The sequence below is a fragment of the Methanoculleus nereidis genome (assembly GCF_032944295.1).
Taxonomy (GTDB): Archaea; Halobacteriota; Methanomicrobia; order Methanomicrobiales; family Methanoculleaceae; genus Methanoculleus; species Methanoculleus nereidis.
The window spans coordinates 52,305-68,193 of record NZ_JABFFQ010000009.1; the positions used below are offsets into that span (position 1 = coordinate 52,305).

Annotated in this window: 17 protein-coding genes and 1 tRNA gene; 11 read left to right on the forward strand and 7 right to left on the reverse strand. The window is 62.1% G+C overall.

Going from position 1 to position 15,889, the window contains the following annotated elements:
* Positions 1-40: 40 nt before the first annotated feature.
* The 3 genes from HL657_RS10810 (at position 41) to HL657_RS10820 (ending at position 2,701) form a co-directional block, all read left to right on the forward strand.
* Complete coding sequence (locus HL657_RS10810) at positions 41-1,009, forward strand: endonuclease/exonuclease/phosphatase family protein (RefSeq protein WP_317296829.1); 969 nt, start codon at positions 41-43, stop codon at positions 1,007-1,009.
* Between the two features lie 139 nt (positions 1,010-1,148).
* Positions 1,149-1,553 (forward strand): pyridoxamine 5'-phosphate oxidase family protein, encoded by a 405-nt coding sequence (locus tag HL657_RS10815; RefSeq protein ID WP_317296830.1) that lies wholly within the window; start codon positions 1,149-1,151, stop codon positions 1,551-1,553.
* Positions 1,554-2,026: 473 nt separating this feature from the next.
* Positions 2,027-2,701 (forward strand): flavodoxin family protein, encoded by a 675-nt coding sequence (locus tag HL657_RS10820; protein WP_317296831.1) that lies wholly within the window; start codon positions 2,027-2,029, stop codon positions 2,699-2,701.
* Positions 2,702-2,864: 163 nt separating this feature from the next.
* On the opposite strand, the gene HL657_RS10825 is transcribed toward HL657_RS10820, so the two are convergent.
* A tRNA-Ser gene (locus HL657_RS10825) sits at positions 2,865-2,949 on the reverse strand.
* A 40-nt stretch (positions 2,950-2,989) separates the two neighbouring features.
* Positions 2,990-4,075 carry a hypothetical protein gene (locus tag HL657_RS10830; RefSeq protein WP_317296832.1) on the reverse strand — a complete coding sequence of 362 codons (1,086 nt, stop codon included), beginning with the start codon at positions 4,073-4,075 and terminating at the stop codon, positions 2,990-2,992.
* 28 nt (positions 4,076-4,103) lie between these two features.
* Here HL657_RS10830 and HL657_RS10835 point away from each other — a divergent pair, with 28 nt between their 5' ends.
* On the forward strand, positions 4,104-5,090 hold the full coding sequence (locus HL657_RS10835; RefSeq protein WP_317296833.1) for an archaeosine biosynthesis radical SAM protein RaSEA: 987 nt from the start codon (positions 4,104-4,106) through the stop codon (positions 5,088-5,090).
* Here HL657_RS10835 and HL657_RS10840 read toward each other — a convergent pair.
* The 3 genes from HL657_RS10840 to HL657_RS10850 form a co-directional block, all read right to left on the reverse strand.
* Entirely contained in the window at positions 5,087-6,316 is a 1,230-nt protein-coding gene (locus tag HL657_RS10840; RefSeq protein ID WP_317296834.1) for an ornithine cyclodeaminase, read from the reverse strand. The two genes, HL657_RS10835 and HL657_RS10840, sit on opposite strands and share 4 nt — an antisense overlap.
* Positions 6,317-6,446: 130 nt before the next feature.
* Positions 6,447-7,052, reverse strand: a complete 606-nt coding sequence (locus tag HL657_RS10845; RefSeq protein ID WP_317296835.1) for an NTP transferase domain-containing protein — start codon at positions 7,050-7,052, stop codon at positions 6,447-6,449.
* Complete coding sequence (locus HL657_RS10850; RefSeq protein ID WP_317296836.1) at positions 7,040-8,038, reverse strand: pyridoxal phosphate-dependent aminotransferase; 999 nt, start codon at positions 8,036-8,038, stop codon at positions 7,040-7,042. Before HL657_RS10850 ends, HL657_RS10845 begins: the two co-directional genes overlap by 13 nt.
* 197 nt (positions 8,039-8,235) lie before the next feature.
* Between HL657_RS10850 and HL657_RS10855 the strand changes: the two genes are divergently transcribed.
* From HL657_RS10855 to HL657_RS10870, 4 genes are all read left to right on the forward strand, one after another.
* On the forward strand, positions 8,236-8,415 hold the full coding sequence (locus HL657_RS10855) for a ribbon-helix-helix domain-containing protein (protein ID WP_317296837.1): 180 nt from the start codon (positions 8,236-8,238) through the stop codon (positions 8,413-8,415).
* A 10-nt stretch (positions 8,416-8,425) separates the two neighbouring features.
* Positions 8,426-9,553 carry a cell division protein FtsZ gene (gene ftsZ / locus HL657_RS10860; RefSeq protein ID WP_317296838.1) on the forward strand — a complete coding sequence of 376 codons (1,128 nt, stop codon included), beginning with the start codon at positions 8,426-8,428 and terminating at the stop codon, positions 9,551-9,553.
* A 363-nt stretch (positions 9,554-9,916) separates the two neighbouring features.
* On the forward strand, positions 9,917-10,777 hold the full coding sequence (locus tag HL657_RS10865; protein ID WP_317296839.1) for a coiled-coil protein: 861 nt from the start codon (positions 9,917-9,919) through the stop codon (positions 10,775-10,777).
* A 57-nt stretch (positions 10,778-10,834) separates the two neighbouring features.
* Entirely contained in the window at positions 10,835-11,962 is a 1,128-nt protein-coding gene (locus HL657_RS10870; RefSeq protein ID WP_317296840.1) for a DUF373 family protein, read from the forward strand.
* Positions 11,963-11,976: 14 nt separating this feature from the next.
* On the opposite strand, the gene HL657_RS10875 is transcribed toward HL657_RS10870, so the two are convergent.
* Positions 11,977-12,669: a TIGR04283 family arsenosugar biosynthesis glycosyltransferase gene (locus tag HL657_RS10875; protein ID WP_317296841.1), complete on the reverse strand. Its 693-nt coding sequence runs from the start codon at positions 12,667-12,669 to the stop codon at positions 11,977-11,979.
* Between the two features lie 53 nt (positions 12,670-12,722).
* Here HL657_RS10875 and HL657_RS10880 point away from each other — a divergent pair, with 53 nt between their 5' ends.
* The 3 genes from HL657_RS10880 to HL657_RS10890 are packed head-to-tail and all read left to right on the forward strand — an operon-like array spanning position 12,723 to position 15,288.
* The gene (locus HL657_RS10880; protein WP_317296842.1) at positions 12,723-13,826 is read left to right on the forward strand and encodes a radical SAM/SPASM domain-containing protein; all 1,104 of its coding nucleotides are present in this window, start codon (positions 12,723-12,725) and stop codon (positions 13,824-13,826) included.
* Entirely contained in the window at positions 13,823-14,614 is a 792-nt protein-coding gene (locus HL657_RS10885) for a methyltransferase domain-containing protein (protein ID WP_317296843.1), read from the forward strand. The genes HL657_RS10880 and HL657_RS10885 overlap by 4 nt, the downstream gene beginning before the upstream one ends.
* On the forward strand, positions 14,614-15,288 hold the full coding sequence (locus tag HL657_RS10890; protein WP_317296844.1) for a TIGR04282 family arsenosugar biosynthesis glycosyltransferase: 675 nt from the start codon (positions 14,614-14,616) through the stop codon (positions 15,286-15,288). Before HL657_RS10885 ends, HL657_RS10890 begins: the two co-directional genes overlap by 1 nt.
* Before the next feature lie 19 nt (positions 15,289-15,307).
* Here the strand turns inward: HL657_RS10890 and HL657_RS10895 are convergent, their stop codons facing one another.
* A complete protein-coding gene (locus HL657_RS10895; protein WP_317296845.1) occupies positions 15,308-15,751 on the reverse strand; it encodes a hypothetical protein in 444 nt (147 codons plus the stop codon).
* Positions 15,752-15,889: the final 138 nt, after the last annotated feature.

Here is a 15,889-nt window from a genome sequence, read left to right on the forward strand (position 1 = left end):
TTAATGAATTAGTAACGCCAACATGGGATGTATCAGGCATATGCGGCTTATTTCATGGAACGTGGATCTCTTCCGCTCCGGTCTCAAGAGCGTGGAAAAGAAAGTCGAAGCAGTCTGCCAGCACTCGCCGGATATCGTCGCCTTCCAGGAGGTGACGGACCGGTCTCTGCCGCTCTTCCGGGAAGAACTGGAGAACTTCGGACTGCTCTACTCAGTTGACAGCCTTGCGCTGGTGGAGATAGCGCGGGTGGCCTACATGGCCGAGCGGTTGAACGATCTTCGCGCACGGGGCGCGAACGACCCGTTCCAGTTCGCTTACAGTGTTTCCCGGCTCTCGGAACAGTGCTCTCCTCCCGGCGAAGCGAAGAATTGCGGATGCCTGATCGCGAGCAGGTATCCCCTCACACCCTTAAATCCTCTCGATTTCGATATCCCGTGGAAGCAGCGGGTGGTCTCGGCCGTCGTCAGCGCACCGGCGGGCGAGTTCGAGATCCACAACGCCCACGTGCCGACGGCGATCGGCAACAGGAGGAACGAGATCGTCAAGGCCGAGACGCTGGTCGGGATCTACCGGCACCTCGCCGTCAGATCGGCACGGCCGCGGATCTTCTGCGGGGACCTCCATATACCGGATGCCGAACTCGCTGACGGGACCATCGTTCCCTTCTACCGCGACGTTCTCCCGAACGAGGCCTACAATATCCCGATCTCTGAGAGCGACGAGTACCTCGGCCGCCCGAGAAGGTGGTGGTACAACGCCGAGATGAACGTCCTCCCCGGCCTTGCGGAGTATGACCTCCCTGACGTCTTCCGCAGACTCCACGGCTACCAGGCGAGGGAGTACAGCTGGTGCCCCGACCGCGGGCCCGAGGATGTCCCGAAGTGCAAGCGCTACGACCACATCTTCGCGTCTACGCGCCTCAACCCGACGGCGTGCTGGTACCTGCACGACCTGCGGGGGCAGGGGTTGAGCGACCACTCTGCCGTCGTGATGGACTTCGAGCCGTGAACGGTGCGGCTGTCCATGGCACAAGCCCGGTCCGGCACCCTGCCGGCTTGCAAACCCCGGGCGCATCACTCACACCCGTTATTTTTTCTACAGGACCTTTTTTAAGCCTGCAATAAAGAGAATATACCGGTGAAGACTGATGGTTGCACTTACTGAAGAGATGAAGGCGGCCTTACGGACGATGAAGGCCTTCCCGGTCGCCACAGCCTCGAAGGACGGCTGGCCGAACGTGGTGCCGATCGGGTTTGTGGAACTCGTCGACGACGAGACGATCTGGATCGCGGACAACTTCATGCAGAAGACGCTCGCAAACGTGCAGGAGAACCCGAAGGTCTCCATCTACGTCTGGGGGCCCGAGACGAAGGGCTGCTTCCAGGTCAAGGGCGACGTCGAGGTTCTGTCCAGCGGCCCGGAGTTTGAGAAGATGCAGTTCACCGTCCGGTCGAAGATGGCAAAGGCGGCGGCGAAGAATCTCCTCGTCATGAAGATCCGCGAGGTCTACGAGTGCTCTCCCGGCCCGAAGGCGGGGGAGAAGATTCTTTAACCTTTTTTTGGAAATCCTGCCGGGATCTGCCGGGGAAATTTCCACGGCCTTCCCCCAGGTTCTCTTGTGCCGCAGGTGGCGCCTATGTAGGCGATCGACAGAACCGTTCGGGTTCGTGAAAAGTCCCGTACAGTGGACCGTGGGGGATATCGCCATGCACTGCCCCCGCCCCCTGGGGAGGGGTGCGACGGGCCACGGGGCCGGAGCATGAGCACCGAAGGTGCGTTCGAGGAGGCCGAAGGCCGGGTGGGGGTTGTAGACATCAGCTTAGGAGTTGAGACAGGGGAGGGGGGAGCATCCCCCCTCCCCGTCAGCCCCTCCCCCAGTGGCGATAGCCAACGGAAATCCGTGTATGGATATGCTAATCACCAACCATCTCCCGTATGTCCACGCACCGCCTCGTGGATAGCCCCCCCGTTCCGCACATTTTTCCCGCACCGGAGCCAACGCTTCCTCCAGGAAGTGACGGAATCGTGAAGATAACCGCAGTTGCGGGAAGTCCGCGAGGAATGCAGAGCAAGACGAGAAAACTTGTAACCTTCGTGCTTGCCGGGGCAAAAGAGGCCGGTGCCGAGATCGATCTCATCGACCGCGCCGACCTGCAGATCGTCGCCTGCACCGGCTGCGAGAGTTGCAGCCTGGACGGGACGTGCGTCTTTGGCGACGATTTCCCCGCCGCGTACGACCGGATGCTGGATGCCGACGGGCTGGTGTTCGCCTCCCCGGTCTACGTCGACAACGTCAGCGGGCAGATGAAGGTCTTCATCGACCGGCTGGCGGACGCTATGCGTTACCAGAAGTTCGCCGGGAAATACGGCTGCAGCGTCGCGACCACGCAGGTCTCGGGAGGCGACGCGGTCGTGGGCTACCTGAACCACGCGCTCACCTATCTCGGGGTGACGACGGTCGGGGGGATGAGCGTCGCACTCGGCGGCGACCCGGAGGCGCTCGACCGGGTGGAACCGGCGGCACGCGATCTCGGGCGCCGGCTCGTCCTTGCCGTCGGGGACCGGCCGCGCTATCCCGACCAGGAGGCCAGGATGGCGGAGAACCGGAAGCATTTTGCCGAAATCGTGCGGGCGAACCGGGACTGGCGGCCGGACGAGTACGAGCGATGGGTGCGGGAGGGCTGGATCCGGGAGGAGTAAGGCGGCAGCCGGAATCGAGCACAATCATTCTCGAGATAGAGGTTCCGTGCAGACTCCTTTCGCCGTGATGGTATCCACGGCCGGATGCAGGCTGAGGTCTGCATGGACGGAGCCGAAAGAAAAGCGCTATGCGCTTCGCTGCGGATCAGGTATGCAAAATGGACGCCGGGAGGGAGATTTGAACTCCCGAGGTGCCAGGCACCAGTGGCTTTCAAGGCCACCGCCTTCCCGGACTAGACTATCCCGGCTCGACGTAACCTATTGGTCGCCGGACGAAAAAAAGGTTGTTCATCCCCGACGAACGAGGATGACGGCGAGAACAGCAAGGAGTGCCAGGGCCGCCGGGATCGGTGCCGCCTGGGCAGGGGTGGGGGTCGCGTCCCCGAAGAGGCCCGGCGCGGTCTGGCTCACCCTGACCGAGTCGGCGTTCGAGGCCGAGACCTGCACCGTGCCGCTGTCGTTGTAACTCATGGGGTAGACCTTGACGTAGACCGGGCCTCCCCGTGCCGCAACCTCCACGGTCTCGGGCTCGAGCATGCCTTTCTCGTTGACCTTACGGTGGTTGCCGTCCTCGTCGATGTACTCGACCACCCAGTCGATCCCGGCCGAGGTGGCAATCGTCACCGTGCCGGTTTTGGTATCGACCTCGAAGTATGCCGGGGCGGACCGGGTGGCGGGAGAACTCGCGGATATCATCTCCGGCGTCGCCGTGGGACCCGGGGTGCCCACTACCACGAATAGGGCGTTGCCGATGTAGCCTTTCGTGTCGGAGAAGGTGATCTCGTAGGCGCCCCCGGCAGAGATGGGCACTTCCACGGAGAACGCCCCGTCCTTGCCGGTCGCGGCGTACTTCGGCCCGTAGACGACGGCACCGTCGTGCTCGACCTCGATCTGGACACCCGCATCACCAAGATCCGCGATCGCACCCCGGATATCGAGGGTGCCGTCGAAGTCCTGGTTGCTCGGAGAGGTTATCGTGAGGGTCCCGGACCGGTCGACCAGGGTGGTGATCTGTTGGACCTTCGAGCTGCTGCCGAAGGTGGTCTGGGTGGGATCGATGAGCTCGATCGAGTAGTCTCCTGCTTTAAGCCCGCTGGTATCGAACGTCGTCGAGAACTCACCGTTCTGCTGCACGACAATCGTCTTCCTCCCTACTTCGCTCTTCCCGGGCTTGAGAGCATATAAGATAATCTCCGTGCTGAACCCCGGATCGAGCGACGGTTTGGGAAGCCCCCCCACGATCGTGGTACCGGTAATTTCGAGTGTATCGCCGACGTACACCGTCTGTGGAGCACTGAATGAAATGTATGCGGCCGATGCCGTGCCGACGAGCATCATCGCGGCAATGATCGTCAGCCATGCGATCCTTTTCATACCAGTACATCAACGAATAAGAGGTATAATGCTATCCAAATCGATTGAGAAGCCGCTGGCGTCCTGGCGAGGGAAAGACCGCTATGAAGGGCGAATCGTCGACACGTTGACGGTTATTTTTCGGAGCGGCGGCTGCTCCTGGAACCGGTGCCGGATGTGCGGCTACCGGCACGAGCGTTATCCGGACCTCCCCCGGGACGAACTCGCAAAACGGCTGATCCGCCAGGTCCACTGGGTGAAAGAGAACTTCTCCGACGATGACTACCAGGTGCTCAAGATCTTCACCTCGGGGAGCTTCTTCGATCCCGACGAGGTCCCCCCCGACGTCCGGCGCGCAGTCGCGGAGGCGTTCCGGGGCAAGGCCGTGATCGCCGAGACCCGGCCCGAGTATGTCGAGGCGGAGGCGCTTTTGGAGTTTCTGGAGGGGATCGACACCGGCGCCTGGGCAAGACCGCTCTCCGTTGCCGTGGGCCTCGAGACCACGAACGACACCATCCGGGAGAGGAGCATCGACAAGGGGTTCTCGTACGCCGACTTCCTCCGCGCCACAGAGGTTGCGCACGCCGCCGGCGCGGATATGAAGGCCTACCTCCTGATGAAACCGCCGTTCCTGACCGAACGCGAGTCGCGCGACGATATGATACGCTCCATCAGGGATATTGCCTCCGTTGCCGACAGCATCTCCATGAACCTCTGCACCGTCCAGAGCAGGACCGAGGTCGAACACCTCTGGAAACAGCACGCGTACCGGCCGCCGTACCTCTGGAGCGTCCTTGACGTGCTGATCGGATCGCCGGTGCATATTCTCTGCGACCCCGTCGGCGGCGGGCAGATGCGGGGGCCGCACAACTGCGGTGCCTGCGACAGCCCGATCGTGAAGGGGATCATCGACTACTCACTGACCGGGGATGTCGGGCTCCTGCGCGCCCTTATGGAAACGGAATGCGGGTGCAAAGAAGAGTGGGAGTTCGTGCTGGACCAGGAAGAGCCGTTCTGTATGCCGCTTACCCGCTAGCACTCCCTCTGCTCCTCCAGCTGCTCGCAGAGCAGCGGGAGGAACGTCCCCGCATCGCTCACGACGCCGATCGCCTGCGTCGTTCCCCGGTCCATCAGTTTCGTCACCGATGCGGGGTTGATGTCGACGCAGACGGTCTTGACGTATGACGGAAGGCAATTTCCGACGGCGATCGAGTGGAGGAGGGTTCCCACCATCACCACCATCCCGAGATCGTGGATATGCCGGCGCATGACTTCCTGTGCCTCGACGACATCCGTGATCGTGTCGGGGAGCGGTCCGTCGTCGCGGATGGAGCCGGCGAGCACGAACGGGATGCCCTTCTTCACGCACTCGTACATGATCCCGCCGGTGACAATCCCCTGGTCGACCGCGTTCTTGATGGAGCCCGCCCGCATGATCTCGCTGATGGCGCGGATGTGGTGCTTGTGCCCGCCGGTGACGAGCGTGCCCGTCTTGACGTCCATCCCGAGCGACGTGCCGTAGAGGTTGGACTCGATATCGTGGGTGGCGAGCGCGTTCCCCGCAAAGAGCACGTCGATACAGCCCGCACGGATCATCCGCGCAAGAGCGTCGGCCGCTCCGGTATGGACGATGGCTGGGCCGCCGACGAGCGCGATCTTCTCGCCTTTCTGCTTCGACTTCAGGATCTCGCGGGCAATCTTTGCGATGATCGCCTCGCTCGGCCGCTCAGACGAGACGGTTCCGTGCATGAACTCAAACGTGCTGACCTTTCGCGGCCGCTCGGGGTAGACCACCCGGACGCCGGCCTCGCTGACGACGACTGCATCGCCAGCCTTGATCTTTGAGATCGGGGTGCAGATCGCCCGTTTTTCCTTCTCTTCGACCACGATGTGGCAGTCCATCTCGATGCGCTCGACGGGCAGCCACTCGTCCCGGTATTTCACGAAGGTCGGGTGGTTGGTGGTCGAGTAGAACCCCTTCGGGAGGATCCGGTCGCCCTCTGCCGGTACGAGGGTGACGTCGTCGATCTCGGGGGCCCGCGCGCCGAGCCGGTGCAGCTCAGAGAGGATGGCGTCAAGCTGGTGATCGCTGGGCGCCGTCACGCGCAGCCGTGCGTAACTGGTGTCCGTCTTCAGTCTTCCGACGTTGAACGTGAGGATCTCGAATTCTCCCCCCATATCCATGACTCTGTCAAACACCAGGGTCATGACGCCTGAATCGATGATATGGCCCTCTAGTTCGATTTCCCGGCAGGAATCCATATACAAGAGTGGGTGATAGTTCGATAATACAGTTTCCCCGCGTGCATGTCCCCCAGAACACCGCCCCTGCCGCCGGCCTGTGACGCTACGCTCCCGGATGAGGGGGACGCGCACGGGTTCCGCCCCCGCCCTACTCGCCCCGCTTCCGGCAGAGATACCCCTGCACCAGCGCCAGTTCCTCGCGCGTGTTGATGTTGAAGACGAGCCGTCTGTCGTGCAGGAGGAGTCGCAGTTCCTCCTGGGGTTCGTCGGAACCGCCCGCTGTCAGGATGTTGATTCCGGCGGGGCAGGCCGGCGTGCCATCGATCTCTTCCGTGTACTGTGTGCGGCAACCGTGCTCCTCGCAGAGGTCGCGAGGCACCCACGTCGAACATGCCGGCGCTCCCGCCCGGCGCCAGGCGTCCTCGATGCCGGTGATGATATCGGGTGCAAGGCAGGGGAGGTCGGATACGCAGGTGAAGAAGGGCGTTCCCGCTTCCTCCAGGTCTGCCGCAGCGGCGTTGATATCCTCGACATAGCCGAGCCCTTCCGCTTCGTACAGGACGACGCCCTGCGCCCGGCACCAGTTTTTGGTGAACGGTGTTTTGTGGGAGGCGACCACGACCACCTCGTGCCCCGCAGCCGAAAAAGCATCGATGACGTAGGAGAGCATCGATCGTCCGCAGATGGTGACCAGGGGCTTTTCGCCCATCCGGAGGCGGGACCCCTCCCCCCCGGCCATGATCAGGGCAAGCATGCTTCGAGCGCCTCGATGAGTTGCCTGTTCTCCTCCCGGGTCCGGACGGCCACGCGGATATGGCGGGGAAGCCCGAACGACCGGCAGTCCCGGACCAGGACGCCGCGGGAGAGGAGCCGCTCGACCAGGACCTCCGCCTCCATCGGGACTTCAATAAGGATATAGTTCGCAGACGGGGGCGCATAATCGAGTCCAAGACCGTCCAGGCGGCTGCAGAGCCAGGTCCGCTCCCGGGCAATCCGCTGCCGCGACTCCTCGAGCAGGTCGTAGTGCCGGAAGGCCTCGATCGCGAAGGACTCGGCGAACGTGTTCACGGTCCAGGGGAGGCGCACCGTCTCCACCTTCTCGATGAGTTCGGGCGTGCCGAAGGCGTAGCCGAACCTGATGCCCGGCACGGCGAAGCTCTTTGTGAGGGAGCGCAGCACGAAGAGGTTCTCGTCCGAGACGTCGGCGACGCTCTGGGCCGGGTCGGAGAGTTCGATGAACGCTTCGTCGAGGAAGAGGTACGCTCCCTGCCCGGCGGCCTCACCAAGCAGCCGGAGGATCTCCGGGCGGGAGTGGAGCTTCCCGGTGGGGTTGTTCGGGTTGCAGAGGAACCGAACGGCAGCCCCGCTCTCATCGGCGGTGCACCGGGCGCCGGCAAGCCGGACCGCCATCTCGTACTCGGCAAACGTGGGCGCGGCGATACAGGCAGTATCGCCGGGCCCAAGCAGGGTATAGCAGAACGCGCGGATCAGTTCGACGGATCCGTTGCCGACGGCGACCTCTGCCGCATCGCGCCCGAATGTTCGGCCTATTGTTTCTTTAAGGGCTTCATACCGGTCGTCCGGGTAATCTTTCAGCGCTGAGGGGTCCGGACACCAGGGGATTGCCGGAGGATACGGATTCACGTTCGCACTGAAATCAAGCAGTTCGCCCTTCTCCCGGGTGCGGTGCCAGCGCACCCGGCCGCCATGTTCCGCCCTTTCGGGGAGATTATCTCTCATATTCGTGGCAACTCTTTGAGGATACGTTGTCGGCCGCTATCCATAAAACCGTTATGTCAGACATAGACCTGTTTCGAAAAATATTTATATAATACAATTATTATTATGGCTTATCTGATGCAGTCAGACGAAAAGATTACGCTTGTCTGACAAATGGCAGACAATTGGCTGCTAAATGTCAGATATGAGTGATTGAAATGATGGATCGGATCACAATCAGATTGCCCCGGCAGCAGGTTGAGATGCTCGAGAAGCTGGTGGAGGCTGGCGAGTTCCCCACAGTATCGGAGGCTGTGCGGTACTCAGTCAGAGCGCTTCTTGAGAGGCATGGAAACCGTGTTCTACGCGAGGCCGACCAGGTTTCATTCAACGTTTAGGAGGTATTTAATGCAGACGATCATCAACGAGGCGTTAAAACACGCGGAACGCGAAAAGTATTTGAAGACAGACTCAGCAGAGGACGCAGACGACATCCTCGGCCAGCCACGTATCGTCATCGTAGGATGCGGCGGTGCGGGCAACAACACCGTCAACCGGCTGTACCACATGCAGGTCAGCGGCGCAGAGACGATTGCGGTCAACACGGACAAGCAGCACCTGGACATGATCCAGGCCGACAAGAGGGTGCTTGTCGGCAAGTCGCTCACCAAGGGCCTTGGTGCCGGCGGGTTTCCGGACGTCGGCAGGCGTGCGGCCGAGATGGCCCGGCCGACCCTGGAGACCCTCCTCTGCGACGCGGACCTGGTCTTCATCACCGCCGGTATGGGTGGAGGTACCGGTACGGGGACAGCCCCCGTTGTCGCGCAGATAGCCAAGGAGCAGGGCGCGATCGTCGTCGGGATGGTCAGTTACCCCTTCCAGGTCGAGAAGGCCCGGCTTCTCCGTGCGGAAGAAGGGCTTGAACAACTCTCGGCCGCTGCCGACTCGGTGATCGTGCTCGACAACAACCGCCTCATCAAATACGTGCCGAACCTCCCGCTCGGCCAGGCGTTCTCGGTCATGGACCAGCTCATCGCGGAGACCGTCAAGGGCATCAGCGAGACGATCACGGAGCCTTCCCTCATCAACATCGACTACGCAGACGTGCGTGCCATCATGAGCAAAGGAGGCGTCGCCGTGATGCTCGTCGGCGAGAGCAAGCAGCAGAACAAGGCCGAGAGCGTTGTCCACGAGTGCTTGAACCACCCCTTGCTCGACATCGACTACCGCGGAGCAACAGGGAGCCTCATCCACATCACGGGCGGCAACGACCTGACCCTCCAGGACGCCGAAGAGATTGCAAGTTCCCTGACCTACGAACTCGACTCCCACGCGGACGTCATCTGGGGAGCGAGGGTGAACAGCGATTACGAAGGAAGAGTCCGGGTCATGGCGGTCATGACCGGTGTGAAAAGCGCACAGATCCTCGGAAGCCACCGTGCCTACGAACCGACAACGCAGCGGTCCAGTGCACAGCCCAGCAGGCGCATGGCAAGGGACGAGAGGAGCGGTGGATCCGTCATCGACTTCCTCTAAAACTCCATACCCTCTATCCCCACCTCTTTGGCCGGAATCGGTTGGCGGCGACGCGCCTTCCGGCCCCCCTACGAAATACTTAATAGTACAGATGACGTTTAAAATATAGACGTTCTTGTATAATCCCTCCAGCACGGGGCGTATTGTGCAGGGCGCAGATCTTGTGGGTCTGCGGTTGCCAAGTACCGGGGTTGAACACATGAGCAGACAGGTGAACGACGGTCTCGAGCACGAGTCCGGAAGACGTCTTTTCTTGTGGTGTAGCCGCTCCATAAGCCTCCGGCATCTCCCTGCGGCGCATGGGAGCGGCCTTCTGCTGGCGGGGATATGAGACAGGTACCGAATGTCGAGGATTGGTAGAGAATGCTGAACGATCTGATTGAGAAAAGAAAAAAAGTCCTTGCGGAGTCTGAACAGCACAAAGACCGGCGCAACGAGTTGAACGCACTTGCCAGCAAAAACGCCCGCGAGCGCAACACCTTAAACACGCAGACCCGCGAATTCGTCGAGGAGGCGCAGCAGCACAAGGAGCAGCGGGATAAGATCAACGAGGAAGTCCAGGCGCTGAAAGACCAGAGGAACGAGTACAACGACAAGGCCAACGCGCTCTTTGAGGAGATTGAGTCCTTCAAGAAAGAGCACGGCAACCTCCAGAACCGGGGCATCAAGGAACTGCAGAAGCAGATCGAGCACCTGGAGTTCAAGCAGCAGACCGAGGTCTACAGCACCGACAAAGAGCGTGAACTGATCGAGAAGATCAAGCACCTCAAAGCGACGGCGAAGGACCAGGAAGCCGAACTCGAGCAGAACAAGGAGATGCGGACGAAACTCACCGATGCCCGTGAGTTCCGCAGACTGGCCTCGGAGATCCACAAGGAGGTCACCGAGAAGGCCGAGGCTGCGCAGCAGCACCACGACCTGATGGTGGAGTCATACCGCAAGGCCGACAAGTCCCGCGAAGAAGCCGACCACGCCCACCAGCAGTTCGTTGAGGCCCAGGAGGCTGCGGACGAGGAGCACAAGCAGTTCATCTCCTGCCAGAAGGAGCTCCGTGACTACGATAAGGTGATCTCGGGCCTTCGGAAGAAGACCAGGAAGACCAAAGTCACCAAAGAGCAGAAAGCCGTCCGGAAAGAGGCGGAACGCGTTTTCCAGCAGTTCCGTGACGGTGAGAAGATCACGACCGACGACCTGCTCCTGCTTCAGCGCGCAAAACTCATTTAATACTTTTTTACCCGCCTCTGCAAATTATTTAATAGATTCGGGGCGATGTTCTATTGCATGGCAAAAGAGCGGACGCTCGTCCTCTGTGTCGATCGCGATGATGATCTCGGGTTCAAAGCCCGGATCGATGGTCCCATCGTGGGCAGAGAGGCATGCCTCCATGCAGCGACTTCTCTTGCCCTGATCGACCCCGAGGATTCCGACGTCAACGCGATCTTCGAGACGATCAAACTCTACGACGAACTTACCGGGCGGGGGGAAGAGGTTGCCGTCGCCGTCATCTGCGGCAACCATATGAACCTGCTCGAGGGCGATCGGCGGGTGGCGTCCAGCCTCGATACGATCCTCTCCGTGACGGACTCCACTTCCTGCATCGTGGTGACCGACGGTGCCGAGGACGAGTACGTCATGCCGATCATCCAGTCCCGGGTGCCGGTCAGCAGCGTGCGGAGGGTCGTGGTCAACCAGATGCCGAACCTCGAGGGGACGTATTATATCCTGAGACGCCTCCTCGACGACCCGAAGGTCTCAAAGATCGTGCTCGTTCCGCTCGGCCTCGCCATGCTCCTCTATGCCGTGGGCTACCTGCTCGGATACCCCGAAGGGGCGACCATCGTCGTCGTCGGTGTCATCGGCACCTACCTGCTCTTCAAGGGTGTGGGCATAGACGAGATCTTCGGCTACCTGATCACCTCGCTGAAGACGTCGCTCCACGGCGGCAGGTTCACCTTCGTCTCCTATATCGCTGCAATACTGCTCGGTATCGTCGGGGTCATCCTCGGGCTCATAAGCCTCCTCGACTACTATACTTCCGCCGGCATCTTCTTCCAGATACTCGCGTTCATCTACGGCTCGATCGCATGGTTCACCGCCGCCGGCCTCGTGGCGTCGGTAGGAAAGATCATCGACGTCTTCTTAAACGAGCGAGAGACGATCCAGCGGGTGGTCGCTTTGCCGTTCTTCGTGCTGGCGATCGGGGCCATCGCCTACGGAGCAAGCACCTACATCCTCTCGACGATCAGCGACATCTCCGGGTTCCCCATAACGACCGATGTCGGGGTGATGTACATCATCTTCGCCACCATCGGGGGCCTCTTCTGCGCCTTCTTCGGCGTCTACCTCCAGTCGTTCCTCGGGCGGTGGGCGGACGAACGCGAGCCGGTCATGCTGAAGAGAGAGGCGTGAGCACAGGCCGGCCCTTACATATCGACGACATAGCGGATGAAGCGTTTCGGCCTGATGCCGGCCAGATTGAGGAGCATCACCAGGATGTAGACGGCGGTCAGCCGGTACTTCCCCTTCAGGAGATACCGCCGCGGCGATACGATGATAGGACGGCCGACCTGGACAAGCCTCCCGTGCCGGCGTGCCGCCCGGGAGAACTCCACGTCCTCCAGGTAGGGAAGCGGTTCGTAGCCGCCGATCGCAAAGAACGCCTCTTTGTCTACGAAGATCCCGAAGTCCCCGAAGAAGGTCTGCGTCCGTGCCGCCAGCAGGTTCCCGAACCAGTCCGTCAGGCAGAGCAGGGGGTCGCGGTTCGCGAACGTGTGGAAAAACCCCCCGCCGATCACCCCCTCACGCTCCAGCGCCCGGCCGATCACGTCCGGAGCGTCCGGCGGTATCCTGCAGTCGACGTGGAGGAAGAGCACGGCGGTCCCCGCGGCGTGCCGGGCTCCGGCGTTCATCTGGACGCCCCGTCCTCGCGGGGAGGAGACCACGACGATTCTATGGGGGAACGATCCCGCCGCCGCTTCGAGTGCCCGGCACGTACCGTCCGTGCTCCCGCCGTCGACGACGATCAGCTCGAGCGGGCCCGGGAGACTCCCGACATGGGCCAGAAACCCGGGAATGTTCCCCTCTTCGTTGAGCACCGGCGTGATGATCGAGAGCATACGCGACGCCCTGTAGCCGTCACCCACTTATATCATGATGCTCATGGTTGGGTGTGTTCTGCAATAGCGTTGCCATGGATGCGGGAGGACAGAATGTCGATACGGCCGATACAGCCATCACCCGCGGCTGCCTTCATCCCGCTACGGGCGAGGCGATGCGATATTTCGAAGAAGGGCGGGTTTACTCCCTGCAGATCGAGTCGACCCTCGCCTGCCCGCAGGGCTGCCGCTACTGCTACGCTCCGGCCGATGCTTCCCGGACCACCGGGCTCTCCACCGGCGACATCACCGCCGTCCTCGCCTCGGCGGCGGCGATGGACGTGAAAGCCGTCGACTGGCTGGGGGGCGACCCGCTGGTCCGCGAGGATTGGTACAATCTCGCACTCCACGCCCGCGACCTCGGGTTTGTCAACAACATCTGGTCGAGCGGCATTCCGCTCGCCGACCCGGAGGTTGCCGGGCGTGCTGTCGATGCAACGGCAGGCGGCTTCATCTCCGTGCACCTGGACACCCTCGATCCGGCCATCTACGCCCTGCTCCATGACGGGGACGCGGGGGAGAAGATCCGGGCAATCCTCCGCGGCATCGAGAACCTTATCGACTGCGGCAAACCTGCGGACGAACTCGTCAACTGCATCACGTTCACGCGGCCGCTCGCCGGGGACGACCTTACGCAGACGATGCGGTACTTCTCCGAGGAGGTCGGGACGGCGATCTGCCTGACGCAGATGTGCACGGTCGGCCGGGCATGCCGCCACCCGGAGTGGGCGCCGACGCCCGGGGAGGTCCGGGACGCCTGCCGGGCACGGGACGCGATCTGCTACCCGGACTCGTCCCACTCGTTCGGGACGATGGACGTCAACAAGTTCTACTGCGGGAGCATGGTCTGCGTCACGGTGGACGGCGACGTGACACCCTGTTCGGTCATCAGGAAGGGGTTTGGGAACATCAGGGACCAGCCGCTCTATAAGATCGTTGAAGACCACCGTGGCGAACTGCTCTTCTTCGGGATGAGGGAGCCGGGCCCGAACGCTTCCCCCTGCACCCGGTGCGACCAGAGCGCCGTCTGCTGGGGATGCCGGGCGATGGCATACTACGAGACCGGCGACCTCTGTGGGCCCGACCCGAAGTGCTGGCGAGCGGTGTCCGGGAGGTGAAGTTGCTCGATATCACCATCGCCGACGTCACGGCCGCCTACGAGGGAGCGGTCGGCATCATCTGGGAGATGCTGATGGGCGAGCAGATCCATGTCGGCGGCGGAGAAGAGACCGATCTCCTTGCGAGGAGGGCGGGGGTGCATGCCGGCACGCGGGTGCTGGACGTCCTCTCCGGTCTCGGAGGACCGGCCCGGCACCTGGCACGCACCTACGGCGCGACGGTGACCGGCCTTGATGCAACGGGGCGGATGGTGAGCGAGGCGGTTTTACGCACGAAGAACGCCGGTCTCGGCGACCGCGTCGCCTTCCGGCTCGGGAACGCCCTCGATATACCCTTTACGTCGGAGACCTTTGATGTCGTCTGGGGGCAGGACTCCTGGTGCTACGTCACCGACAAGGACCGGCTGATCCGCGAGTGCCGCCGCGTGGCAGTCCCCGGCGGCACGATCGCCTTCACCGACTGGATACAGGCCGGGCCCATGCGCGATGACGAACGGCGCAGCCTCAACGCCTTCATGCTCTTCCCGTACATGGAGACCCTCGCGGGGTACGAGAGACTGCTCCGGCGGCACGGGTTTGCCGTGACGGAATGCGAAGACCTCAGCGAGGACTTTGCGTCGCACATGCACCGTTACCGAAATGCCCTCACCGGCGACCTGAAGGACCGGATCGTCGAACGCTTCGGGACAGACGCCTTCCGGGAGATGGAGCACGGCATCGCGCTCTGGGTGGACGCCGCCGACGAGGGGAAGGTCGGAAGGGGCCGGTTCGTGGGCCGGAAAGCGTGATGCAGGCGGCTGCCATCATGGCCCGGATGCCGGTTCCCGGGCAGGTGAAGACGCGGCTCGTCCCGCCGCTCACGCCTTTTGCGGCAGCGCGGCTGTACGCCGGGTTCCTGCAGGACTCGATCGACCGGCTCGCCCGCATCGACGGCATCCGTCCGTTCGTGGCCTACACCCCTTCCGGTGCGGGCGAATTCTTTTCCGGGATCGTTCCCCCGGAGTTCTCCACCGTCCCCCAGACCAACGGAGACCTGGGTGAACGCCTGGCCGCCGTTTCAGAAACGCTCTTTTCCCGGGGGGCGACAGCGGCCGTGCTCTGCGACAGCGACAGCCCGACCCTTCCCGGCCGGTATATCAGGGAGGCGTTCCAGAGACTCGATGAGGCCGACGTCGTCATCGGTCCGTGCAACGACGGCGGCTACTACCTGATCGGGATGCGCAGGCACATCCCCCGCCTCTTTGCCGGCATCCCCTGGAGCTCGGCCCGCGTGACGCAGCGGACGATCGAAGCCGCCGAACGGCTCGACCTTGGGGTCTCCCTGCTCGAGCCCTGGCACGACGTCGACACGGGTGCCGACCTGGACCGCCTCTGTCATGAGGTCAGGGCGGCGGCGCCGGGCGATGAGACCTTCGCCCGCCACACCCGCCGTGCCCTGGCAGAGCTCGGGCTGCTGATGTAAAGCCGGACTATCCCGGCCGTTACGCAAAATAGCCGAGACCGTCAGAGAACTCGCTGACGTTCTCGAAGTGTTTGATGCCCTGCGGGGTGACGACGGTGAGTGAGGGCACGACCACGCCGAACCTGTGCGCGGGGAACCAGTATGACCCCTGCCCGTAATCGTTCGCCGCGTTATGGACGCGCACCTCGATGCGGTCGAGGTCGAGGTGCTGAACTTTTGTGTCGTTGAAGTTCAGGATATCGAGCGCCTTCTGCTTCAGGTCGGACTTTCCAATGAGGAGAACGAGGAACCCGATGCCGTCATCTATCGTGTAGTTCATGGTGACGACGGCATCCGCTTTCTCGAACGTTACAGTGACATCTTTGACCGTGATGTAGCCGTACCGCTCCTCATCCGCCGCCAGCGCGGGAAGAACGAGAGCAGATACCAGCATCAGCACTATCCCGACTGTCACCCACTTCATCCTACAATGATTGCAGTGGTGATCATAAAGCCTTTATGGTCGACTACAGGGCAAAACGACCGCATATCAGACCGTCTGACAGATGGCATCCGCATGGCCGGATTTTTTAATGCTTCGGAAACCCACACCGCAACGTGC